General features: G+C 57.0%; 13 protein-coding genes. 7 read left to right on the plus strand and 6 right to left on the minus strand.

The features are described from left to right. Nucleotides 1–17: 17 nt before the first annotated feature. The 4 genes from Q31a_RS05745 (at nt 18) to Q31a_RS05760 (ending at nt 13,545) form a co-directional block, all read left to right on the plus strand. The gene (locus Q31a_RS05745) at nt 18–5,807 is read left to right on the plus strand and encodes a hypothetical protein (RefSeq protein ID WP_145075318.1); all 5,790 of its coding nucleotides are present in this window, start codon (nt 18–20) and stop codon (nt 5,805–5,807) included. A gap of 381 nt (nt 5,808–6,188) precedes the next feature. Further along, on the plus strand, nt 6,189–10,493 hold the full coding sequence (locus Q31a_RS05750) for a PVC-type heme-binding CxxCH protein (RefSeq protein ID WP_145075321.1): 4,305 nt from the start codon (nt 6,189–6,191) through the stop codon (nt 10,491–10,493). A gap of 632 nt (nt 10,494–11,125) precedes the next feature. Further along, the gene (locus tag Q31a_RS05755; RefSeq protein WP_145075325.1) at nt 11,126–12,544 is read left to right on the plus strand and encodes a DUF1501 domain-containing protein; all 1,419 of its coding nucleotides are present in this window, start codon (nt 11,126–11,128) and stop codon (nt 12,542–12,544) included. Beyond that, on the plus strand, nt 12,544–13,545 hold the full coding sequence (locus Q31a_RS05760) for an alpha/beta hydrolase (protein WP_145075328.1): 1,002 nt from the start codon (nt 12,544–12,546) through the stop codon (nt 13,543–13,545). Before Q31a_RS05755 ends, Q31a_RS05760 begins: the two co-directional genes overlap by 1 nt. A 504-nt stretch (nt 13,546–14,049) precedes the next feature. Here Q31a_RS05760 and Q31a_RS05765 read toward each other — a convergent pair. The 4 genes from Q31a_RS05765 to Q31a_RS05780 all read right to left on the minus strand — a co-directional run bounded on the left by Q31a_RS05765 (nt 14,050) and on the right by Q31a_RS05780 (nt 18,370). Next, nucleotides 14,050–15,330 carry a 6-phosphofructokinase gene (locus Q31a_RS05765; RefSeq protein ID WP_145075331.1) on the minus strand — a complete coding sequence of 427 codons (1,281 nt, stop codon included), beginning with the start codon at nt 15,328–15,330 and terminating at the stop codon, nt 14,050–14,052. 14 nt (nt 15,331–15,344) lie between these two features. Continuing rightward, on the minus strand, nt 15,345–16,691 hold the full coding sequence (gene accC / locus Q31a_RS05770; protein WP_145075334.1) for an acetyl-CoA carboxylase biotin carboxylase subunit: 1,347 nt from the start codon (nt 16,689–16,691) through the stop codon (nt 15,345–15,347). Between the two features lie 11 nt (nt 16,692–16,702). Continuing rightward, nucleotides 16,703–17,185, minus strand: a complete 483-nt coding sequence (accB, locus tag Q31a_RS05775; protein ID WP_145075337.1) for an acetyl-CoA carboxylase biotin carboxyl carrier protein — start codon at nt 17,183–17,185, stop codon at nt 16,703–16,705. A 78-nt stretch (nt 17,186–17,263) separates the two neighbouring features. Further along, entirely contained in the window at nt 17,264–18,370 is a 1,107-nt protein-coding gene (locus Q31a_RS05780; protein WP_145075340.1) for a M24 family metallopeptidase, read from the minus strand. Nucleotides 18,371–18,496: 126 nt separating this feature from the next. On the opposite strand from Q31a_RS05780, the gene Q31a_RS05785 reads away from it, so the two are divergent. Then, nucleotides 18,497–18,850 carry a hypothetical protein gene (locus tag Q31a_RS05785; protein WP_145075343.1) on the plus strand — a complete coding sequence of 118 codons (354 nt, stop codon included), beginning with the start codon at nt 18,497–18,499 and terminating at the stop codon, nt 18,848–18,850. A gap of 31 nt (nt 18,851–18,881) precedes the next feature. Continuing rightward, nucleotides 18,882–19,388, plus strand: a complete 507-nt coding sequence (locus Q31a_RS05790; protein ID WP_197356257.1) for an asparaginase domain-containing protein — start codon at nt 18,882–18,884, stop codon at nt 19,386–19,388. 140 nt (nt 19,389–19,528) lie between these two features. Here the strand turns inward: Q31a_RS05790 and Q31a_RS05795 are convergent, their stop codons facing one another. Next, a complete protein-coding gene (locus Q31a_RS05795) occupies nt 19,529–20,431 on the minus strand; it encodes a hypothetical protein (RefSeq protein WP_145075346.1) in 903 nt (300 codons plus the stop codon). 291 nt (nt 20,432–20,722) lie between these two features. Here Q31a_RS05795 and Q31a_RS05800 point away from each other — a divergent pair, with 291 nt between their 5' ends. Further along, nucleotides 20,723–22,789: a GMC family oxidoreductase N-terminal domain-containing protein gene (locus Q31a_RS05800; protein ID WP_145075349.1), complete on the plus strand. Its 2,067-nt coding sequence runs from the start codon at nt 20,723–20,725 to the stop codon at nt 22,787–22,789. 23 nt (nt 22,790–22,812) lie between these two features. Here Q31a_RS05800 and Q31a_RS05805 read toward each other — a convergent pair whose 3' ends face one another. Further along, on the minus strand, nt 22,813–23,688 hold the full coding sequence (locus Q31a_RS05805) for a SprT family zinc-dependent metalloprotease (protein WP_145075352.1): 876 nt from the start codon (nt 23,686–23,688) through the stop codon (nt 22,813–22,815). Between the last annotated feature and the right edge of the window lie 160 nt (nt 23,689–23,848).

Genomic DNA, 23,848 nt, shown 5'->3' on the forward strand with positions numbered 1-23,848 from the left:
TCGTGGAGTGTGAAACGATGAATAATAAACGAAACCAAACTCGCGGGCTGATCCTGTTGGTCGTCCTTGGCATGTTGGCGCTTTTTAGCCTGCTAGCCGTTTCGTATGTATTGGTTTCCAGTCAGTCGCGTTCCGCCAATTTGGGGCTGGCGCGTAGCGATTTTCGTGGTACTCCGTCCGCCAAATTGTTGGATGTGGCATTGCGCGAAGTCTTGCGTGGAACGACCGATCGCGAATCGGCATTGTGGCATCATGATCTCCTGTCGGACCTGTATGGGAATGCCGAAGCACCGCTGCGAGTTCGCGTGCGGCGTTTCGAATTCGGAGTTCCCAGCGCTTCCTATCCTCCGTCCGGTAATTATCCTCCGTTGTCGCACGGGGATAGCGAGCGTCCGCTGTTGCTGGCGGGGCGATTCCTGCGGATTCCCATCGTATTGAATAGTTGGCTGGCGACGAACGAGCGCCCAATGCTTGATTCAGTGCTTACGCAGCCAGCGTTATTCAACCCCTCACGAGATCTACCTCGAGAGAATGATGCGCTGACCGGTCGGGTTGCGACGTTCCTGGAGGGGCCGCTGCGTGGACAGTCGTTCCGCATCGTTAGGTACATGGGCGATCCCCATTTGACCGGCACCAGTTCGACCACTGCGCTTCCGCAGGCTTTTTCGATTCTAATCGATCTGCAAGAGGCGGAGGGACGCTTGGTAACGGTGGGATCCACGACGGCCACGATCCAGGAGTGGATCAATCAGATGCCAACTGGCGGTAGCGACACCAGCAAGCGGGCGCTTTCACTTTGCTACGCCGGTGTGCCTGCCAATGGCAGTCCCAATGTTCAATTTCCGGTGACTGCTTATTCCTTACTGATCAATGCAGCGCCGTACAATTCGCACGGAGTGGGGATGACCGGGAATATTGCTATGCCCACGCAATTGCACAACCTTCCCGTTTCAGTAGATCCCCAAATTGGCGAGATGCCGGTTGCACTGCAGCCACGTTACGGAATGCTGCGTGATGGGGGCACTTTTTCTCCAGGACCGGCGATGATGGGGGACTCAGACGAGTCGTACGATGCGGCCGATTTTCAAAACATGTGGTTATCGCATCGCCAGGCCGATGCGACGTCGAGCGAACAGATCATTCCCAGCTTTCACCGGGCTGCACTGATCAACTACATCGTCAATTGGAAGGATCCCAGCACCTACACCGCTGCGGAGGCATTAGCCACCATTGGCCGCATCGAGCAGGCCACCGGCCGTCCACTATCCATCAAATTTCTGGCTTCCGGGATGCCGCCCTATTTAAAAAACCCAAATTTCAGCGGCTCCAACCGAGGCGATTATGCGGCGGCGATCGCTCCACAATTGGATGCGGAATGGACCGGCCAGTCGCAATGGGCCGATACCTCCAATCCTAAGGGTGTGACCGCCTTTCTGAATTGGGTGCGCTGGTTGACGCGCGGGCCGTGGGATGTCGATACGGATGCCGACGGCGTTTACGATGCGGTTTGGACCGATCCCAACCTACCGTTGATTACGTCGCGAGAAGGCAAGTTGCTGAAAACCTTGGTGGCCTACAGTATTGAGAGTTTCGATTCGAGGCTTGATTTAAACGCTGCTGGGAATCAAACGCAATCTCCGACGCTCGCTCCGCCGGCAGCGGCTGACGCCTGGCATGCAACCGGTGCGGGCACTTTCTGGCCGCAGGGGTTGGGATTCGGACCTGCCGACATCTCTCTCAATCACTTGTCACCTAGCGGACCGACCACGGTGTCGACGGCCCGCGCTAGCGGAGTGTATTTCGATGCTGTTGCTGGGATGATGCGCAGCGAATCGGTACCTGGTACGTTCGGGGACGACGTTCGCAGTCAGCTTAATGCGCGAGAACGTGTCTATGTACCGATGCATGGCGTTCTGCCTGCGCTGCCCAACGCCATTCACGGTCGAGTGGCCCTCGGACTTGATCGCATGGGGAACCCGCTACTATTGAACAACAATCCCTTGACCATCGGCTCTGCAATTTTCAATCAAGGTACGGAAGAGGCCTACGAATCGCGGTTGATGTCAGGGCCCTACCGCGATCAATTGGTGACGGTTGCCGAGTGGGAACGTGTCATGCGTGGCGGTGATTGGGATCGCTCTAGTCTGCCACGCCGGCTTAACGGAGTGGTTGCGAATCCGTTGGCGGTCAGCCCACGAGCCCGTCACCTGCGGCATCAGCCGCTGACGGTCAGCCGATCCACGGGGCTCCAAAGCCATTCGATGTACGAACTAGTTCGCGATATGTATGCCTTTGACACTCCTTTGAACGCGGATACCGAGCTGTCGTTTTCCGCCTTCCAAGAGCTCTTTCCCCTCGAATTTGCGCGGGCGCAGGGTTTTGATATCAATCGCGCCTTGGGCAATGGCGTCGACGATGACGGTGACGGCAACATCGACGAAATCGAAGAGATGCTTAAGAACGGCGTGGATGACGACGGGGATGGCGCGATCGATGAATTCGATGAGCGGCTGGTGGATTCCTTCAAGCAGCAAACGGTCTCCGTTGTCAACGGAAATGTCCAGAAAATTAGTCTGCTTGAAGACTACCTGAGCGGTAAAGGGATCACCGATGGAAATCTGGATCCTGACTATGAGGCTCTGACTTTCTCGGGGGCCCAGCTTCAGCGACGTCGCTACCAGTTTGGGCAGCAAACACGTCAACTCATGGCCCGAAATCTCTATTGCTTGGCCATGCTCGTGTTACCCGACAGCTTGACTGTATCGAATCGTGGTGCACCAATTTCGAACGAGCAGCGTGCCCGAATGCTGGCCCAATGGGCCGTCAATATGGTCGATTTTCGAGATGCGGATTCTGCTATGACGCGTTTTCCGTACGACCCAGAGCCATTCAGTCGCCAGGGGGGAGAGACGCTCTACTGGCATCCAGAGACCGCCAAGGGAGAGGTGGTGTGGGGTATGGAGCAACAGGATGTGGTCCTGACCGAATCCCTGTTTACACACGACTTGCGAGTCAAAGATACCGACAACGATCCCTCGGCTAAGCTGACGACGGCCACCAACGACCCGGATCCTACCTTAGACCAATATCGTTTGCCCGAAGCCTCTGGGTTCTTCGAATTGCTTTGCTTGCGAACGACCGGTGCGACAAGCAACACAGCCATCCCCGGAGTCTCCAGCAGCTTGTATGGGCTTTCTGGCACCGACCGCGTATTAAATATGAGTGCTGTTTCGCCCGCGGACGCCGCTGGAGTTCTGTATCCAGTTCACCGCATTGCCATTTCCACACCGCATCCGGCCCCAGTGGGGACGCCAGACCCCACTTCGCCACTTGGTCTTCAGACTGTGGGGGCTGGTGCAACTCGCGAGAATGTGACCTATCAGCTGCCAGGGGCTCCCGCCAATAGTGGGCTGGCATGGGATCAATCGCAACCAACGCTGCCTGCTCCGTTCGAAATTGATCGAGTCGTATTGTTCACTGATCTTTCAACTCTGAACGTGACTGCTGCATCCATCCCTGGCTTACCTGCAGGTCTGACCGATGTGCAGGTACAAGGACGCGTATTTAACAACCGGACCGGCGGTGATGTGCTGCTGCAGGGTGGCCAGTATCTGGTAGTGGGGCCGCGGGAAATTACCTACTTCGGTTCTCGCACGAATACCGGTTCGCCTCCAACGAACATGCCTAGCAACCACCGCATTGTTTTGGAGAGCGCTTGGGGAGGACCCAGTGGTTCCGTTCCGGCTCCCTATAACAATTGGGCAACGATTTATGCACACGACAATTCTCTGGTGCCGAACTTTAGGGCTTCGATGCGCAGTGCGGTCACGATGATTGCAGCGACGGATGTTCCTTGGGATCCGAGCCCAGGAGGCGCTGGAGGAGGTGCAGATGAGTTGGTGGATTTAGTGGGACTGAACGTCTCGGCTCCTTTCGCGAACGCTGGCCAGTATTACACAGCTCCGACCGAATGGTTGAATCGCGATGACACCACGGGCGATCCGGCCATGGGGGCGGAAGGGTTTGGCGACTTGCCGGGGGATGCCTATTACGATTTCTCGGGTAATGGAGCATCCGTAGCGTTACCGGACGATCCGTTTGACGGCGGAGATCCAGCTCGTTTTCCGTTGGGAGAGAGCATGGGCGGAGCCACGGCGACCAAGTGGTCGCTGGGGCATACGCAGGGCGTGCCCACGCCGGGAACCCAAGATAACTGGTGCACTGCATTCGTGCAGCGTTTGGCGGATCCCGAGCGACCCTGGGATGAAATTTTCAATCCCTACATTACCGTCGATTGGCTTCCTATTGACCTAACCGTTTTTTCGGGAGAGGAAACCATTTCGCCAGCCGGTGGTGGACCACTTCCACCGGTGCAGTTTGCTTCGCGTCAGAAGACCGGTGCGATGGTGGACGTGGATGGCGGTGGCTTTGCAAACTTGTCGGCCAGCCCGGTACGCAGCTTTCTGTCTTACGACACGACGGAGTTGCAAGATTCGGTTGAGGATACGGCTTCAACAGCCTATTTCAAATATGGGTTGGAATTGGATATCGATTCAACCATCAATGTTCGTCCGACCACCACTGCCTCACATTTCTCCACTCTTGGATATTTGAATTCCACTTTTGATTTGATGGGGGAAAGCGGTGGAACCACTGTCGTAGCTGGCATGCAGGGGGCGCCCGCTTCCATGCCTGCGGCCTTGTATTGGGCCGACCGTCCGTTCACCAACCCGCAAGAATTGCTGGCAGTCCCACTCTCGGGACCTGGGCAGTTGATGCAGGAGTTCACAGCACCGGCGACGACAGCAGCCTCCACGAGTCTGTACGATGCCAATGCGGCGAGCCCATACCGGCATTTGCCCAACTTCTTCCAAGCCTCGGCGAGCAGTACCGTGCTACATCCGGTGGCAATGTTTGAATTGATGGAGACACCTTCTCCCTGGTCCGATGCGCAAGACTTTGTGATGCCTGGGGATGTCCAGTACAACGCTTCAGCGTCGACGCCTCAACAAATCGCGATCAATGAGATCCTGCGTCCCCTGAATGCACCTTACAATCGCATTTCACGATTCACCGAACCTGGTCGAGTCAATGTGAACGATGTCTCCGAGCCCAATGTGTGGCAGGGGTTGATGTGGGGGATTATGAATTCCAGCTCGCGCAACACCTTGGTTGGTAATTCCGATACCGCCCTTCCCTTCTGGTCGGTATTTAAGAGCAGCCGAACTGGTTACGATCTCCCCGTTCCCGTAGCCCAGCAGGGCTTTGTGTCGGCTCCCAATCCGTACCTGCATCCCGAAGTGCCCACGCAGTTTGCCCGGGTATTTAAATCTTCGTTCGAAGCGGGCATGGTGCCTCAGTTGAGAACGCCGGGTGTGCTGGACAGCGCGGCTGTCGCCACCAACAATCCGGCGGAAGTCACGCTGTTGCGGAGCGTTGGGGCCACTGCGAATGCGAGTGGCAATAGGCCGCTCTTTTCGACCGACACGATTAATAACGCCACGCCTGGAACCACCACTTTTCCAACCACTCTGCCAGTAGGGCACCCGTTCCTCGACAATTTGCCTATGTCACGACTTCAGAATTTGACCACGACCCGGTCGAATGTGTTCTCGGTACGCGTAACGATTGCGTTCTTCGAATACGATTCGTCGACTGGGCTGGGACGTGAGTATGGTGAGGACGATGGAACCACGATGCGACATCGCGGCTTCTATGTCATTGATCGCTCCATTCCCGTCGCCTTCCAAGAAGGGCAGGATTTCAACACCGATAAGTGCATCTTGGTACGACGCGTGCTCGAATAGGCTGGTGCCTCGTCAGGTTCTGGGAAGCCGTCGCTGCTGACTTGCTTTGCAGGGCGTGGGATTTGACCAAACATCACATCCCTCCAGCACGGCTGGTACTTTGAAGACGAGAGGCCGCGAACCTGCCTGCAAATCTCGCCTGTGCTTATGCTGTCTGATCTGGTTAACCTCGCTCCAATCATTTCTACTCTCTACTCAATCTCTCTCTACTCAGTGCCCTGGGGCGAGGGGCACATGGGGAGCCAGCTTCGATTCGAGGGATCGGTCTGGGAAATCTTGAGCGACCTTCCTGACACGGATGTTCCGCGTTCATCCGCCGCGCCTCGGCAGCATGCAACTGGTGTATGATGGGCGGTCGTTCGTGTGAATAATGAGGTTCGTATGCGGTGGCTTCTCGTGTCTATGATTTCCATTCTCCCCAAATTTTCGCCCATCTGTGGGGCACTGTTCGCTCTGGTATTCCTGAATTCGGCCTCCGGAGAAACTACGACTTGGAAGGTCGGATTTGCCAAAGTTGATATCACACCGACCGAACCGGTGCCCCTGAGTGGCTACGCCTCACGGTCGGTTTCGCATGATGGAGTCGCAGACCCGATCAGCGCGCGTGCTATGTGCCTGTCACCCGCCGACGTGTCACCCGCCGACGCCGTTGATGGGCAGCCAGACGGTGCGAGCGGCGACTTGCCCTCTCCCGAAACCTTGGTACTGATTTCGGTGGACGCGATTGGGATCCCTCAAAGCTTGACGGCCGAGATAGCGCAGTGGGTTGTTGGCGAATATGGAATTCCCCGCAGCCAGCTCGTCCTGTCGTGCACTCACAGCCATTTTACGCCGCATTTAGAGGGAGGATTGACCAACCTTTACCAGGAGCCCCTCACCGAAGAGCAGCTGGCAGCCGTTCATCGGTATACCGAGTCGCTCAAGGCAGCACTTCGCGAAGTTGTGCAGGCCGCGTTGGACGTCCAAGTTGCGGCGAACCTCGCCATGGGGACATCCACGGCTTCGTTCGCAGCCAACCGACGAGCGCTCAGACGACCACCCACTGAGGCGGGTGGGCCTCCTGAGAGCGGTCCGGTCGATTCACGGGTGAGAGTCTTGCAAGCCACCACGCCAGCGGGACAACTTTTGGGAGGCGCTTTCCTCTATGCCTGCCACTGCACGACCATTGGTGGTGGCTTCAATCAAATCAGTGGTGATTGGGCCGGTCTAGCGGCCAGCCGGCTTGAGCAACTCAACGCCGAGGCGGTCTTCCTGCCGATTATTGGATGTGGAGCCGATGCGAATCCCAACCCACGCGGAAATTATCAATTCGCCGAACAGTATGCGGCGGAAATGGTGGATAGCGTCAATGGCGTCCTTCGTGGAAAAGACGTTGTTCCGTTGGTCGATTATCCGATCGCGCAGTTTGGCTATGCAGCGATCGTCCCCGAACAGCCTACCGGCGAGAGGTTGGACAAGGCGTTGATGAGTTCCAATCCGAACGAACGCCGTTGGGCTGAACATATGCAGCAAGTGCGTCAGGAGCGTGGCCGTCTGCCGGAATCGTATCCAATGCCGATACACACTTGGCAGTTCGGCGAGGCGCTGACCTGGGTGTTTCTTGGGGGCGAAGTCGTCGTTGATTACCAATTCCGGCTGGAAAAGGAAATGCCGACGAAGGAGACGTGGGTTGCCTCGTACTCCGATGATGTGTTTGCCTATGTGGCAAGCGAGAGTATGCGCAGCGAGGGTGGGTACGAGGTTGACTCCTCCATGATTTACTACTTGCAGCCAGGCCGCTGGGAGAGCGGAACGCAGGACCTCATTCTCCAGCGAGTCTCCGAGATCCGTTCGCAGAGTCAAGCGGACGATCAAGGGTTGACCGCCGCGGATGCACTCCAGGCGGTGCGCGTTCCGCCGGGTTTCCGAGTGGAGCTTGTCGCCTCAGAGCCGTTGGTGCGTGATCCTATCAATCTTGCATTCGGCGGTGATGGGCGAGTGTGGGTGGTGGAAATGTCGGATTATCCCCTGGGGAATGCAACAGGTGGTCGCATCACGTGGTTGTCCGATACCAACGGTGACGGGCAACTCGATTCCTCGCAGATCTTCTTGGACGGCCTGTCCTATCCCACCAGTGTCATGCCGTGGCGCGATGGAGTCGTGGTAATTGCCGGCACGGAAGTCATCTACGCGGAAGATCGGGACGGGGACGGTGTTGCCGACTTTCGCGAAGCGCTAATAACTGGGTTGAATCCAGCCAATCCACAGCATCGTGCCAGTGGATTTGAAATTGGGCTCGATGGGCGACTGCATTTCGGAGTAGGCAGTGGAAATCGAGAGATCTACAGTGTTCGCAATCAGAAAACCTACCAAGTGCAGGGCCACGATGTGGCTTGGAATCCCGATACGGGGGAACTGGAGTTGACTGCCGGAAAGACGCAGTTTGTTCGAACGCGAGATGCGTTTGGACGTTGGTTCGGAAATTCGAACAGTTTACCGATGTTTGAGTATGTGTTGGGCTCTCGCTATGCGCCTGAAGCGGAACGTTACGCCGGGGCGCTTCAGATTCTATTAACACCCGCCGTGGCTCCTCCCGTCTACCCACGCAGTCGCACGGTTGGTAGGTTCAACGACCAATTTGCTAGAGATCGATTTACCAGTGCGTGCAGCAGTATTGTCGCCCGCGTGCCGGGCGTGCTCAGTCCGGCAGAGCGGGCTAGCGGGGCAAGTATCGGTTTTGTCTGTGAACCGGTCCATAATTTGGTCGCCCGAATTCAGATCGAACAGGCTGGCAGCGCCTCGCTGGCCCATCGACATACCGAAGATGTCGAATACGATTTTATGACCTCCACCGACGGTTGGTCGCGACCGGTGCGCATCATCAATGCGCCAGATGGAACCTTGTGGATCGTGGATATGGTACGGCAGGTTATCGAGCATCCCGAGTGGATTCCCACCGCTTGGCAAGATGGTTTGGACCTGCGGAATGGCGCCGAAATGGGGCGGATCTATCGAGTCTACCGCGACGATTTTACTCCGACTCCATGGCCGAATCTGCCAACGGTCGATGCCGCTGACTTCGAGCCGCAATGCCTGCAGTTGCTGAGCAGCGACAACGGGGCACTTCGCGATCTGGGGCTCCAAGCTCTTTTGCAATCGCCGTCCGATTCGATGCAATCCAACGTTCGGGAACTTGCCCTGAAGCACGCTTCTCCTGCCGTTCGAGCCAGTGCGCTGGGATGTCTGGTAGCCAAAGACTGGCTGCAAACCAGTGACATTGCGTTGACTCTGGCCGCGGACAGCCCGGAACTGCTAACACTGGGGTTGATTCTCAGTGAAACGATTCCCTCGCCCGACCAAGCCATGGAGCGGGCGATGAACCTCTTGGTGGAACGCGATTTGGGGCCTCGTGTCGATTTGCAGTGGGTTCTAACCTCCACGCAGTGGACTGATTTTGACGCCGCCCCAGGAGTGGCGATGATTGCAGCCCGCTCGCGTGGCGACCGATGGATTAGCAAGGCACTACCGTTAGTTACTGGCGAACGCGAGTCGTTGGCTGTGGTTTCTGCCATTCTGTCGGGCTTGGACGACGTGCCCTGGAGCGATATCTCCCAATTGGCGGACACGCTGCGGGACTTGGAACAGCTCTGGGCGAGAGTTCCGCTGGAGACGCGGCAGGGGATGGCGGTGCAACGCGTCGAGGAATGTGGGCGGCGCGACACATTTCGTCCCAGTGACATCCTGTTGATGGCAATCTTGGATGGAGCCGAAGAGGGAACTCAGGGACTGCCTGACGAGAGCCTGCGGACGCTGGAAGTAGTCGTGGCGCGCGCTCGTCGACAGATGCTCGATGCCGACATGGAAGATGGCTTGCGGGTAGCTATTATTCGGCTGATCGGCAGCTCTGGCAATGACTCGGCGGCCCAGTTGGATGACTTGTCGCAATTATTGGAGTCCGAATCAGCGACGGTTCGAGCGGCCGCAATCGTCATGGGGAGAGGTCTGGGAAATGCCGCCGTAGGCCAGGCTCTGTTAGACAAGTGGTCGGTGCTTGTGCCCAGCGATCGTACCGCCGTGTGCACTACTCTATTGACGCGCGGTGAGTGGGCGGAACTGTTGCTCGACGCCGTAGAGTCGAATGCGATTCTACCGATCGATCTGCCGCCTGCCACCATTCAGCAATTGCGGAGCCACGGTAACTTGACTATTCGTTCCCGCGCTATCTCGGCATTGGGTAAGCTCGGTGATCGTCAACGGGTGGTCGAGGACTATTTGACGCGGATGCCTAAGCCCGAGTCCATCGCTGCATCAAGCCTGGCAGGGAAGACCTTATACGATACCCATTGCGCCGCATGTCATCATTCTGATGCAAGCAAAAGTGCGCTCGGACCGCCTATCGACAACTTGGCTCATTGGACTTTGAGCCAATGGGTAACGGCGGTCCTGGATCCCAATCAGGCGGTCGACCCCAAGTACCAGCAGAGTCGTGTGTTGCTCGACGATGGGCAGTTGATTGCAGGGATTGTTTTGGAGCAATCCCAGCGAAGTTTGAAGCTGGGCGGAACGGATGGAAGCATTCAGGAGATTGCAACGGACAGTGTTGAAGAGATCGCTGCCTCAACGCATTCGCTCATGCCAGATGGATTCGAGCAGAAGTTGACTCCACAGCAGATTGCGGAGTTAGTCGCCTACTTGCGCAGCCGTTAGCCGCTCCTGAAAACGCACCAGCGAAGTGATCTTTGGGGGCTCTCCTTTGCGAGGGCGCCCCGTGTGGTACTGGCTTGCCAGTGTTTTTAAAAGCGGCAGGTAGCCGTTCACGACCTTCCTCATCCACCAATTGCTTCAACCGTTGCTTTGGGGGGGAGTTTAAGTCGCTGACAACCCGGAACGGTTACTGGGTTCGCAGCTTGCAATTTGGAGAACAATTAAGTGTCTTGAGAGGATGGTTGCTAGCATCACAGCTCCGCCGGTTATCGCTTGAGCGTACTGGTCTGACGCATGCAAGCTGGCATGGGGTAAGCTCACTGGCAAGCCCGTGCCATACAAGCGTTTTCAAAGAACAGGATTCGGGTGGTCGGCGACACTACAGCAGCACTCGGTCACTACGCACGTTGGATTGGTCTGTCCTGTGGGGGACTCGGTAAGGGACTTTGTATTCACTGGCTCAGCTGGGTAGACTATAGAGGTAGGCTGGAACCACTGGCCTGGCCCACCTGCTGTCCTGCCATTGAACTGACGAAGTGTTGTTTGTCCTTGCAGAGGGACGCGTCTTGAGAGACGTGATCGCACTGCAGGCTCGGCAGATTTACTACGCTCACCACGAAATTTACCACTGAATCATGCTTCCACAACGTAGATGGTTTTTGTCGCAATGTGGTTTGGGACTCGGTTCCGTAGCGCTGTGGGATCTACTGGGAGGCCAAGTGCTCGGCGAATCCTCTGCAGGACGCGCCGCGCCCAGTCCCTTGGCTGCCCGGGCTGGTCACTTTCCAGGCAAGGCCAAGGCGGTGATCCATTTGTTTATGGCGGGAGCACCTAGTCAACTTGAGCTGTTCGATGAAAAACCGGCTTTGACGCGTTTGGCGGGCGGGCCGCTGCCACAGTCCGTGATTGGCGACCAACGCTACGCGTTTATACAGCCAGATGCAGCCGTGATGGGGCCGCAGTATCAATTTGCCAAACATGGTGAATCGGGGGCAGATATCTCGGAAGCCCTGCCCCACCTCGCGAAGATTGCCGATCAGGTTTGTTTTATCAAGTCGATGCATACGGATCAGTTCAATCATGCACCGGCACAATTGCTGCTCAATTCCGGTTTCTCGCAGCCGGGGCGCCCTAGCCTGGGATCGTGGGCCGTCTATGGACTCGGGGCTGAGACCAATGAATTGCCGGCCTTCGTGGTGATGAGTACTGGAGCCGGGTTGAGTGGCGGTGCCGCTCTGTGGTCCAGTGGCTTTCTGCCAACGATTTACACTGGAGTGCCCCTACGCAAGCAAGGGGACCCCATTCTGAATGTGAGTAGTCCAGCTGGAGTTTCCAGCCAAATGCAAGCGGAGACTTTCCGCCTCATTGAACAACTCAACCGCCGGCGTTTCGAAGCGGTCCACGATCCTGAGATTGCGACACGGATCTCCAATTTTGAGATGGCCGCTCGCCTTCAGACCTCCGCGCCGGAATTGATGGATTTGAGCCAAGAGACGCAGGCTACGCTGGATGCGTATGGTTGTGAGCCTGACAAACCTTCGTTCGCACGCTCCTGTCTCCTCGCACGAAGGATGGTGGAGCGAGGAGTGCGGTTCATCAATATATTCCACAGTGGATGGGATGCGCACAGTGACGTTGTTGGCAATATTCGCAACAATTGCAAGACGACAGACCAAGCATCCGCCGCGTTGGTGCAGGACTTGATTCAACGTGGCATGCTCGATGAAACGCTGGTGGTATGGGGCGGCGAATTTGGGAGAACGCCGATGGTCGAGTCAAATCCCGCACTGGGCCGCAATCTGGGAAGAGATCACCACCCGCAGGCTTTCACGATGTGGATGGCTGGCGGTGGCACTCGAGCTGGTACCACGCTGGGAGCGACCGACGAGTTCGGTTTCCATGTGGTTGAAGACCCAGTGCATGTGCACGATTTGCAAGCAACGGTGTTGCATTGCCTCGGATTCGATCACGAACGGCTCACCTACCACCATGCCGGACGCGATTTTCGGCTTACCGATGTTCACGGAAAAATTGTTCATAAGGTGCTGAGCTAATGCGTTATTCTCTATGGGCCGCTATCACACTCTGGAGTGGATTCTCAGTGCTTGCCCAAGCTCAGACGCAGCCTCCGCCTACGGCTTCAGAGGAGGCCGTTGAGTCGGCTAGCGAGGCGTTGTCAGTACTGGATCAAGCGACGAGTGCGAAGTCGGTAGCTTCTGAGATTGAGGTGAAAGTGCAACGAGATATTAAGTTTGCGGAGGTGAATGGGCAGAGTTTGCTGCTCGACGTGTATGTTCCGCAAAATGTGGCATCACCGCCCCCCTTGATCGTTTGGATTCATGGTGGTGGATGGCGAGGCGGTTCGAAGGCAAAGCCTCCCATTCGTCGTGTGACGGAGTGTGGATACGCTCTGGCGAGTATTAGTTATCGATTTAGCGACCAAGCCATCTTTCCGGCACAGCTCCACGATTGCAAAGGGGCGATTCGCTGGTTGCGCGCCCATCAGAAGAATTATGGCTACAACGCGGAGTGGATCGGAGTTGCAGGTAGCTCCGCAGGTGGCTACTTGGCCGTCTTCCTAGGAGTGGCTGCGGGAGATGTAGCGCTGGAAGGAGAGGTCGGAGGGAATCTCCAAGAATCATCCCGGGTACAGGCTGTCGTCGATTATTTTGGTCCGACCGATTTTGTGCTGCGGGGAGCCACGCAACCGGAGGTTGCCTACTCCGAGAAGGCTGGCAGCTTTGCGTTGCTAGGTGGATTGAAACGTGGCAAAATCGATCCTCAGTTGGAGCGCGCCGCCAGCGCGGCCTACTACGTTGAGCCTACTGCGCCTCCCATCTTGGTGTTCCATGGTGAGAACGACAAACTCGTTTTACCGAGCCAATCGGAGCGAATCGTGGAAGCCTATCAAGCCGCTGGAGTGCCTGCCGAATTGGTGCGGGTAGCGGGAGCGGGGCACGGAGGTGCAAAATTCTTTTGGGGCGAGAATTTTGAGAAGACGCTGAATTTCCTAGACCAGCAGCGCCCGAAGCGCGACACGCAAACTGACAAGTGAACCTGAGCGTAGGGGGCGGATCGTCCCAGTCCTCTGGCCGAAATTGTAAACCGCCGCTTGACGGGCTGTTGATGCAAAAGCGTTTTCCGTTTTGGTGCACGAGTAGTGCACCGGTGGCGTGTAGTAGGGATCACCTGTCAGGGCAATCCATTTCCTTGCCCTCCCCCACACGGTAGCATGGTCCCCCGGACCGTGTCCTGGCGTTTCCCCACCAAACCATGTGTTCAACTCAAGGAAATCAAGGGTCCATCCACGGGAGGATGCGGCTCCTTGCTCACCGGGCTGTTGATTTAATCGCGTCTTGAGTTTTAGCGTGAAGGTAGCGTCCCTAATCGCCCTGTAGTGGCGACCACCTATCCTTGCTGACGCGGCGGGTTACTATTTCGACAGACCGTCACGCGGTGGGTTACTATTCCAACAGGCCGTCTCGCGGCGGGTTGCGATTTCTAGCGGTGGTGGGGGCTTTAACTACGGTCCCGTATCAAAGAAGGGTGGGTGTAGGGGCTAGTCTGGGACGGGAGTTTCGATGAAGCGCGCTAGGCGGTGGAAATCGCTGCCGATTTCGATATAACGCACTTTGGTGACCAGCGTCTCGGGGTCAACGAGTGTTTCGAAAGGGACGAAGCTTAGGTTAAACTGCCCGCCGACGGAAATCATCACACCATTTAGCTTTTCTTCGATGAGAGCTCGGTAGGCACCGACACCGATTTGCGATCCGAGCATTACGTCGAAGGCATGGGGTTGGGCACAACGGCTTTCGTAGCCGAGTTGCAGGCCGTTGACCTTGCGGTTGCGGCCGGTCTTCGCCTTGTAGGCCTTGGCGACCTCTTCGGCAAGCATTTTGCCGATGTTGGCCGAAGCGACGGCGATGTGTCCGTGATCGTCGCGAGCGATGCCGGCCAAGTACTTGTGTGGCAAGTATTCGGCAAGCCCTTCTGCTATGACCAGCACGCCGTAGGGGAGATCTTGTTTCTCACGGATCAGCATCATCTTGACGATGCGGTCGACGATCTTCTCCATGTGCATGATGGTGCGGGTGTTTTGCGTACCATCGGCTTCGGTGATCGTTTCTTCGCCGCGCACTTCGCCGACGACATCCTCGACGCTAAGGACCATACAGGCTTCGCCAGCGATTGCGGCTCCATAGGCGAGCCAGCCGGCGCTGCGTCCCATGGCTTCGCACACGAAATAGGCTCGGCCAGCGGCTGCGTCATAGTTGAGATTTCGCATCTCGGTAGCCAAGAATTCGGCGGCGGTAAAATAGCCGAAGGTGAAATCAATCCCCATGTAATCGTTGTCAATGGTCTTGGGCAGGTGGACAACGGGCATCCGCTTGGCACTGGCGGGGAGCGTATCCTGGTAGAGTTTCATTTTGTTGGCGGTTTTCAGCGTGTCATCTCCACCGATGGAGATGAGCGCGTCGACACCGATGGACTGCAGCGCGTTGTAGACTCGCGAAAGTGGCGCGCTCTTGACGGGGTCGGTCAAATGCTCGACCGCTGAGACACCTTTACCGGGGTTGCTGCGCGCGGTACCGATGATGATCCCTTGAGACGTTCGGCACTGCGCCAAGTCTGCCTGGGTGATGTTGATGTAGTCGCGACCTTCCACCAAGGGCTGGTTGGGATCGAAATCGATCAGATTCGAGTAGCCGTGCTTGATGCCGACAACTTCGATACCAGCGTTCAGGAAAGAAAAGGCGGCTGTGCCGATGACCGCATTGGCGGCAGGCGCGGGCCCACCGGCGAACAGCATGGCAACTTTTTTGATTTCAGAGCCGGACATGGTGGTGTGCCTAATTACGAGCAGAGTAGTTCACGTTCAACCCATTTGGTGTCAATGGTTCCCGCCACGAAAGCAGGATCCTTCAGTACTCGGATTTGGAAGGATGCCGTGGTCGCAATCCCTTCGACTCGCAGCTCTTCCAGGCCACGAATCATGCAGGCAATGGCCTCTTCTCGCGTGGGTTTATGCACGATCAGCTTGCCGATCATGGAGTCATAAAACGGAGGGACGGTGTAACCGGCGTGGGCATGGGAATCGAAGCGAATTCCGAGTCCACCTGGGATGAACATCTGCTTGATATGTCCGGGGCAGGGTTGGAAGTTCTTATCTGGGTTTTCGGCATTGATGCGGCACTCCATCGACACGCCGTTAAGTCGGATGTCTTCCTGTTGGAAGGGGAGTGGAACGCCTGCGGCCACGCGAATCTGGGTTTGGATGAGGTCGATGCCGGTAACCATTTCGGTCACTGGGTGTTCGACTTGGATGCGGGCATTGACTTCGATGAAGTAGAAATTGTCGTCTTGGTCGACGATGAACTCGACGGTGCCTGCATTTTGGTAGTCCGCGTTGCGAACCAAGCGAGCAGCCGCTTCACAGATTGCCGTTCTGGTTTTGGACGACAGCAGGGGCGACGGGCTTTCCTCGATCAGTTTTTGGTGACGCCGTTGGGCAGAGCAATCGCGTTCGAACAGGTGGCAGACGTTGCCGTGGTTGTCGGCGATGACCTGGACTTCGACGTGGCGGGGGCGGTCGATAAACTTCTCGAGATAGACGCCTGCATTGCCAAAGGCCGCTTGGGCTTCTTGCTGAGCTTGCTGGAGGGCAGTCCGCAGCGATTGTTCATTGGGAGCGACCCGCATTCCCTTGCCACCGCCACCGGCGGTGGCTTTGATCAGGACCGGGTATCCAATGGTTTGGGCGCTCTCAATGGCATGCGCTTCATCGGCGAGCAGTCCATCGCTACCGGGGACGACTGGCACGTTGGCCGCGATGGCGACGGCGCGGGCGGTAGCCTTGTCCCCAAGCTGAGTCATGGCCTCGGGCGAGGGGCCGATGAAGTCAAATTCGCTACTGCGGCAGACTTCATTGAAGTACGCGTTTTCGGCTAAGAAGCCATAGCCGGGGTGGATGGCTTCCGCCCCACTGACTTCCGCAGCGCTGATGATATTTTCGATGCGCAGGTAGCTATCGGCAGAGCGGCTGGGGCCGATGCAATAGGCGTCGTCCGCGTAGCGCACGTGAGCCGAGTCGCGATCCGCCTCGCTGAATACAGCAACGGATTCGACTCCCATTTCTTTACATGCGCGAACAATGCGAAGAGCAATTTCGCCACGATTTGCGATTAGAATGCGGTTGTACATGCCGTGTGAGATTACCCGCGGGTGTCGACCTTGAACAGGGGCCGGCCAAAATCGACCGCCTCTTCGTTACTGGCTAAAATTTCAACGATCTTCCCACTGATCTCAGCTGGAATTTCGTTGAAAACCTTCATCGCTTCGACAATACAGACAACCGTATCCGCCGAGACGCTGGAGCCTACGGTTACAAAGTCTGGACTCTTTGGATTGGCTTTGGTGTAGAAGGTCCCGACCATGGGAGAGGCGATGATTTTGATGTGCTCAGCATCGGCCGCCGCCGATGGTGGAGTGGCGGGTGCGGCCGCCACGGGGGGCAAGCTCGCAGCTGGCAGGGCCACGGGTTGCGCAACGCCCCGCGCCAAGCGAACCTGTTGCTCACCCTGGCGCAAGTCCACTTCGCTGAGCCCGCGTTCTTCCATTAGATCGATCAATTCGCGGATTCTCGCGAGATCAAACACGTCGCCGTCGGACGAGTTTTTGCCAGCCTCTTTAGCCATGAATATTCCTAAGCTCTCGCGTAATTCAGTAACAGTTGGCGGTCGTCGTGCCCCAAGCAGTTCCGCTGGGGATACGGTCTACGGTCCATCTAACAACTCGACTTGGTTGGCCTCTAACTCGCGTGGAAGCGAGCTCAGGACCTCACAGCCGCGGTCGGTGATCAGCACATCATCTTCGATACGCACACCACCAAAGCCTGGATAATACACCCCAGGCTCGACGGTGACGACCATACCACTTTCCAGTGGCCTATCTTCGTTCTTGCCGAGCCGAGGCGCTTCGTGGATGTCGAGGCCGATTCCATGCCCCAGTCCGTGCGTGAAACGCTTCCCCATGCCGGCCGAAGCAATCGATTCGCGTGCAATTCGATCGATTTCGCTGACCAAAACTCCGGGCCGCAACGCGTCGATGGCTGCTTGCTGGGCTGTCAAAACCGTCTCGTAAATACGTGCAAATTTGGCGGGGATTTTACTAGTCACTAGTACACGCGTCAAGTCGCTACGGTATCCCCCCAGCGTGGCTCCCCAGTCAATTAGCACAAAGGGGCTAGAGTCGAGGGTGCTTTCCCCGGGGACCGCATGCGGGAGGGCAGCGCGGGCCCCGACGGCTACAATCGGCTTGAAACTACAGCCGCTGCCCCCCATCTTCCTCACCAAGCGGTCGAGTTCATGGGCGAGCTCACGCTCGGTCTGCTTGCCGCTTAGCTGAGCTCGGATCGAGGTGAAGGCGCGTTCGGCAATCGAGACCGCGCGGCGTAGCAACGCAATTTCGGTCGCATCCTTAAGCATTCTCAAGGCTTCGACCTGTCCATGCCCCTTGATCAACTCCGGGATGCCAGATTCTGCTTGCAAATGGTCAAAAAGGTTGACCGAGACATGCTCACCCTCGATCAATAAATTCGGTAGCGAAAGTTTCCGCAGGGTGGCACAGGTTACCTTTAGCAGCAGTTCCGTCGGCTTGCGGATGAGTGCTTCCAGTCCTGGGCACTCCTCCCCGATTTGCTGGTCGTAACGCGGGTCGCTGAGGAGCAGTGCCCCCTGGGGGCTGAGCAGTAGGTAGCTATCGTCACCGGTAAAACCAGTGAGATACGTAACGTTCGTCGCGTGAGTAACCAGCATTGCCTCGGCGCCACGCTCGCGCAAGGAGGCTTGGAGTCGTTTGCGGCGACCAGCAAAGTCAGTCATGGTGCTCATTTCTGGTGTTGACGTCTGGGGCATTATCTTGCTACTTGCTCTAGGGAGCAGTCAGACTCACTCTAATCATAACCCACGCTTTGAACACCCACGTTCCGTACCAGGGAGAATCCACGTATGTATGCCAGAAGAATTTGGCTCAAAGTCGCTCTGGCTACCATCGTCGGCTTTGTCAGCGCTCGAGTGTCCCATGCACAGCAGGGGCGTGGTAGCAACGGAGCGGAACGCCAAAGCAATTCTCATGCGGCGAGCCTCGAAGACCAATTGCACTACGGATTGCGAGCGGTAACCCCAGCTCAACTCAAGTTTGTCAAAACCGTCGTGCAATATGTCGACGAGGGACGCATTCCGCGAGCGATGGTCAATATGGTCTTCACGTGGGCGCGGGAGCGCAATCCACGCGTGCCGTTTCCCTATTTCGAGTTTGCAATGCGCGAACTCACCAAACGCCGCGGAACCACGCTGCCTTAGGTCGCCGTGTTATCTACCAGCTTGAGGAATCATGTCGCGACCTGCTGAGGAAATTCATGTTCAGATCTTTTCCTGTGGGGGAACGATCGACAAGGTCTATTTCGACGCGAAGAGTGAGTACGAAGTGGGCGAGCCGCAGATCGCGACGATCTTCCGTACCGCCAATGTCACCTTTGCCTACTCCATCGAGTCGCTGTTCCGCAAGGACAGCTTGGAGATGCAGGTGGAGGATCGCGCGTTGATTCGGCAACGCATCGAAGCTTGTTCAGGGCGCTATGTGCTGTTGACGCACGGTACCGACACCATGCCTGAAACGGCCTGCGCCCTCGGCGGCATACCTGACAAAGTCATTGTGCTGACCGGCTCCATGACTCCAGCCCGGTTTCAAGTGTCGGATGCGGAATTCAATATTGGCTGCGCAGTTGGAGCGCTTTGGAGCCAACCGCCAGGGGTCTACATCGCCATGAATGGCCGCGTTTTTTCGGGGCTCAATGTCAGGAAGAACCGCGAGGCGGGACGCTTCGAAGAGTTGGCCTAAGCCGGGCGGTGAGGGGATGCTGGCGAGTTTGGCAGCCGTTCGGGTACGGCAGGACTCGCCGTTCGCGGTCTGATGCGTTTCGCTCGCAAGAATGCGCAAGCCGAATCAATCAACAGACCTTATTAGGATGGGTGGGACAGCTAGGGTGTCAATGGGAAACCGCAGCCACTGCTGTAGGATTGTATTTTGGCCGGCGGTGCCTGCAATTCCGCCATCGCGTTCTGCACCATCCCGAAGTGCCGCAGAGGGTTGCCTTGACTACGGTTCAAAATATCCAACAACGCAGCCACTTCCAACTGAGTGCGGGTAGGGGCTAATACGACCAGCAATGCCCGCTGCTGAGTCACCAGCGGGGTGAGCGAATTTGTGCCACCACTCTCAATCCAATCATTCGTGTGGATGCATTTGGTTAGGACCTCTAGCAAGGAAGCATACGAGTTTTGGTACTCGTCATCGAGTGTCGGCAAGCCTCCTGTGGGACGCCAACGCACTATGGGAGCGACGTCATAGATGCGAACTAATTGAGATAACTCCGTTGCATCTCGAGTCGTCAGTGCGAGGCATTCTGGTCGCAGTTCAAAGGTCAACTCTAGTGGTTCGAGCACCAGTTGTAAGCGCGTGCCTATTGAGCTGTCGGGGAGATACGTGGAGTCCAGTGGAGTCTGCATGTCGATTCCCTGGAGTTGGAGTTCAGTAATAGCGACGAAGACAGGAATTTGTTCGGACAGGTAGGCCTCGAGATCTCCCAGGGTCCAGCCTGCCCAGGAGGAATTATCCGGTTGAGCTAGGAAGCTCAAGATTCGTTGTTCTCTTTCTGACGAGGCGTGAAAGTTCGCAGTTAGGGAGCCCACGCCAGTACGCGTGCTGCTCAACGCAATGGAGGCTGGTATTTGAGCTCCCCAGGAAGATGGCTGCGACGGTGCGAGGGACGGGAACAGATGGACTGCGGTAATCGCAAGCAGCAAAATGCAACACGCGCTGCAAAGTGCGACACAAGTATTGGCACGCAGCAGCGGAGTCGAAGTCGGTTCATTGCTAGACATAGGTTGTATCTCTCTAACTACAAACGAGCGATCGGGGAATCCAGCAAGCACTAACGCGAATGGCAGGCGAAAACTGACCTCTCGCACGTGGTCGCTTCACTTCGTTGGCTTTCTGAAGGAGTCTCCGAAAAGGGGCTGACAACACGTCGGAAATCGATTCGCCCCTCGCCTAGCTGCAAACGAAATGCCAACTGCATTTAGCACCAACCTCAGTAGCTTGATTGGTGGTCGAGTTTGACGATTGTTGAATTTGAACCAATCAATCCTAGAAAACGGGTTTGGAGGGGGACGGTGGGTCGATATAGCGGAGGTACCCACTTTGCGCCATCGACGGCTGTGACTGAGAATTCGAGCGTCTCAACTCCCTCCGTCATTGTGGTTGACACAGGTTCCAATGGACTTGCAAGCAAGGGGGCACTCGCGGTTCAATCGCCCCTTCCGCAATTTGAGGATATGATGCGTCCACGCCCCCTGAAGAACTCGACGGCTGCGTTCGGTCTTGAGCGAAAACGCTCGGAGCTCACGCGTCGCAGCGCGGTGAAGTTGGGGGCGGCGGCGGTAGTCGGCTCGGGTGGCTCGGTCGTTTCTGCTGCGCCCGTTGGTGGGGCTCTGCGTGATTTTCTGGGACGCCGGCAAAGCGGTCCATCGATTCTCAAGCAGAAAGCAATTGAAGACTATCGAGCCAATATGCTACCGTTGGGTGGCAGCCTCGCCTCTCCGTCTCAGCAGTTGCTCAGACCCATTGCTCGTGGAGTGCCCTGGCAGTTTGAAGTGTTGGTTATCGGATCTGGGTACGGTGCGGCAGTGACCGCCGCTCGCCTCGCTCCGCGCCTGCGCCCAGGGCAGCGCATGGCGGTGGTCGAACGAGGCCGGGAGTGGGTTCCCGGGACCTTTCCGGACCGGTTCCCCGACCTGCTCGATGCTGCACGCCTTAAGCCGACTGGGCTCAAGCAGGGGCAGCTTGAGAATCCATTGGGCTTGTTCAATGTTCAGCGGTTTCAAGAAATTGCGGTTCTGAGCGGCAGCGGACTCGGCGGTGGGTCTCTCATCAACGCCAGCGTGGCCTACAGGCCCAACCGGGACGTCTTCTGCCAAGCCGCTTGGCCAGTACCTCTGCGCAGTCGTGAGGTTCTCGATCCCTACTACGAGCTGGCTGAGTTTGAATTGGGCGTAGAGCGTGAACCGTGGGATCATACGGCCAAGATGAGAGCGCAGCGGATGGCGGTGGAGAGGCTCGCTGCCAGCGGCGCGCACTTTGAGCCGGCCCGCTTGGCAATCCAACGCGCTTCCGCCGAATTACCGGTGCTCAATCGTCAGGGAATGCGACAGCGTGGTTGTACCGATTGCGGCGATTGTTTGACGGGATGCAATGTCGGGGCCAAGAATACCCTGGCAAACAATTACCTGCCACTGGCGCGTCGGGCGGGTTGCGAGATCTTCACGCAGACCGAAGTGCATCGGCTGGAAAAGTGTGGGGATTACTACCGCATCTACTTTACGCACCATGCGCACGATGGGCAGGGAGCACTCTGCCAACAACACGGTATGACGACGGCGCGAGTGGTCGTGTTGAGCGCTGGTAGCTTGGGAAGTAGCGAGATTCTCTTGCGGTCCCAAAGCCACCAGCTGCAGCTTACCGATCAACTCGGCTGCAGGTGGACGGGGAATGGGGATGCGTTGGGCTTCATCCGCAACGGCCAGCCTGCGGCCAACATCGCGGGGTTCAGCGCCTATCCCGACACAGGGGAACCGGTTGGGCCGATCATCGAAACCAATTTAACCTATCCCCACCGCAGTTTGGCCGGCCGCGTGCTGATTCAAGAGGGGGCCGCAGCGCGTTCCTATGCCAATATTGCTAGCCTACTCATGCGCGATCTCAATCTCGATGACACGCGCATTCTGCTAGGCATGGGGCACGATGGTGCGGCAGGCCGCATCCAACTGGATGACCAGGGCTATGCCGAAGTGCATTGGCCCGGCTTGCTTGAGAGCGACTACCGAAAGCTCATTCGCGGAGAATTCAAGAGATTGGCGGCAGCGCATGGTGGGCAGTACCATTTTCTACGACTCTTTGGAGATCGCATGATCTCGGTGCACCCCTTGGGCGGCTGTGCCATGGCCGATACGCCGCACAGTGGGGTCGTCAATCATCAAGGGCAGGTCTTCGATGCAGCCCATGGCGGAGACATCGATCCCGCCACTGGAACGCACCGCGTCCACACGGGGCTGTATGTCTGCGACGGGGCGATCCTACCTACCTCGATTGCCTGCAATCCGCTCCTAACCATTACCGCTTTGGCGGAGCGCAATGCAGACCTGATGTTGCAATCGCCCCAGTTGGCTGATCTGTTTCATTAAGTCCGCGAGTGAAGCCGCTTTGTTTAGTGAGCCGGTTGCAGGTGACTTAGCGGCACGTAGAACTTGCGATATCTCTGTCCGTCGTCGTAGAGTTGCCCAGTTGGGTGGGCCACGAGCACGGTGGCTCGGCGGGTGATCCGGTTCACCGTACCGATATAGTGTTCCCCTTCATGTTTGAAGCCGACGCGGGAGCCGACCCGTATATTGAACTTTCGGGCGGCGCGCTCTTGCTGGGTGATGAGGTCGTGCTTGTGCTCAGTATGGCCGAACAGGCGTTGGGCAATCGACTGGAAGCGAGGGGCCGCGCAGCAGCTGTCTTCCCACACGAGCATCTCCACTAGGTGGATCAGCTCGTGTTCCATGATCCGTTGCATGGCTTGAAGGCGGTTGGTGCATAGGATGCCGGTCACTCGGATCGAGCGTTTCAGATCGCTGAAGGTCTGGAACAGGAGCGTGGCGGAAAGCACGATTTCGTAGCGTGTCTGTTGCTTTTGCGTTTGACGATCGGTGTAGATTGTACGCACCGTCTTCCCGCCGGTACTGGTCATCCGCTTGGACCAACGAAATTGAATTCCGTAGTGGCGAGCCAGGGCTAGGCAGTGGCCGCCATAAAAGTATTGGTCGTATTGCTCGGCCATGGTCTGAAGATCGGCTGAGCCTGCCATGACGAAGTTGTTCGATTGCATGACGCGAGAGCTCGACAGCACGCGCTGTCCGATGGCGTCGACGAGTTTCTTGCGTTGGGCATCGTCAATGGATTGGTAGCTGACGATCTCTTTGAGCGCGGCAGTGCGTTGAAGGACGACTGCTGCTGGCAGGATTCGCGGTCCACCGCGATTCGCTGACGATTGACTTTGAATTGGGGCGCGTCCAAGGGGCTGCGGAAGCGTGCTTGCCATAACTTCTCCAAGTTGTAGGCCGATCGACGATCTTGGGTCGACGAGTTGCAGAGCAGATTTCGCTTCCCCTTACACAGGACGCGATGCTATGACTGCAAGTTGCAGGAGAGCGGCGGTTATCCACCATCGCTCTCCTATGCATCGCATTCTAAGAAATATC

The sequence above is a fragment of the Aureliella helgolandensis genome (assembly GCF_007752135.1).
Lineage (GTDB): Bacteria > Planctomycetota > Planctomycetia > Pirellulales > Pirellulaceae > Aureliella > Aureliella helgolandensis.

What these genes read in the sequence shown, in the direction of transcription:
- Q31a_RS05745 (WP_145075318.1), top strand. Translation starts at nt 18, where the DNA reads ATGAATAATAAACGAAACCAAACTCGCGGGCTGATCCTGTTGGTCGTC.
- Q31a_RS05750 (WP_145075321.1), top strand. Translation starts at nt 6,189, where the DNA reads ATGCGGTGGCTTCTCGTGTCTATGATTTCCATTCTCCCCAAATTTTCG.
- Q31a_RS05755 (WP_145075325.1), top strand. Translation starts at nt 11,126, where the DNA reads ATGCTTCCACAACGTAGATGGTTTTTGTCGCAATGTGGTTTGGGACTC.
- Q31a_RS05760 (WP_145075328.1), top strand. Translation starts at nt 12,544, where the DNA reads ATGCGTTATTCTCTATGGGCCGCTATCACACTCTGGAGTGGATTCTCA.
- Q31a_RS05765 (WP_145075331.1), bottom strand. Translation starts at nt 15,330, where the DNA reads ATGTCCGGCTCTGAAATCAAAAAAGTTGCCATGCTGTTCGCCGGTGGG.
- accC (WP_145075334.1), bottom strand. Translation starts at nt 16,691, where the DNA reads ATGTACAACCGCATTCTAATCGCAAATCGTGGCGAAATTGCTCTTCGC.
- accB (WP_145075337.1), bottom strand. Translation starts at nt 17,185, where the DNA reads ATGGCTAAAGAGGCTGGCAAAAACTCGTCCGACGGCGACGTGTTTGAT.
- Q31a_RS05780 (WP_145075340.1), bottom strand. Translation starts at nt 18,370, where the DNA reads ATGACTGACTTTGCTGGTCGCCGCAAACGACTCCAAGCCTCCTTGCGC.
- Q31a_RS05785 (WP_145075343.1), top strand. Translation starts at nt 18,497, where the DNA reads ATGTATGCCAGAAGAATTTGGCTCAAAGTCGCTCTGGCTACCATCGTC.
- Q31a_RS05790 (WP_197356257.1), top strand. Translation starts at nt 18,882, where the DNA reads ATGTCGCGACCTGCTGAGGAAATTCATGTTCAGATCTTTTCCTGTGGG.
- Q31a_RS05795 (WP_145075346.1), bottom strand. Translation starts at nt 20,431, where the DNA reads ATGTCTAGCAATGAACCGACTTCGACTCCGCTGCTGCGTGCCAATACT.
- Q31a_RS05805 (WP_145075352.1), bottom strand. Translation starts at nt 23,688, where the DNA reads ATGGCAAGCACGCTTCCGCAGCCCCTTGGACGCGCCCCAATTCAAAGT.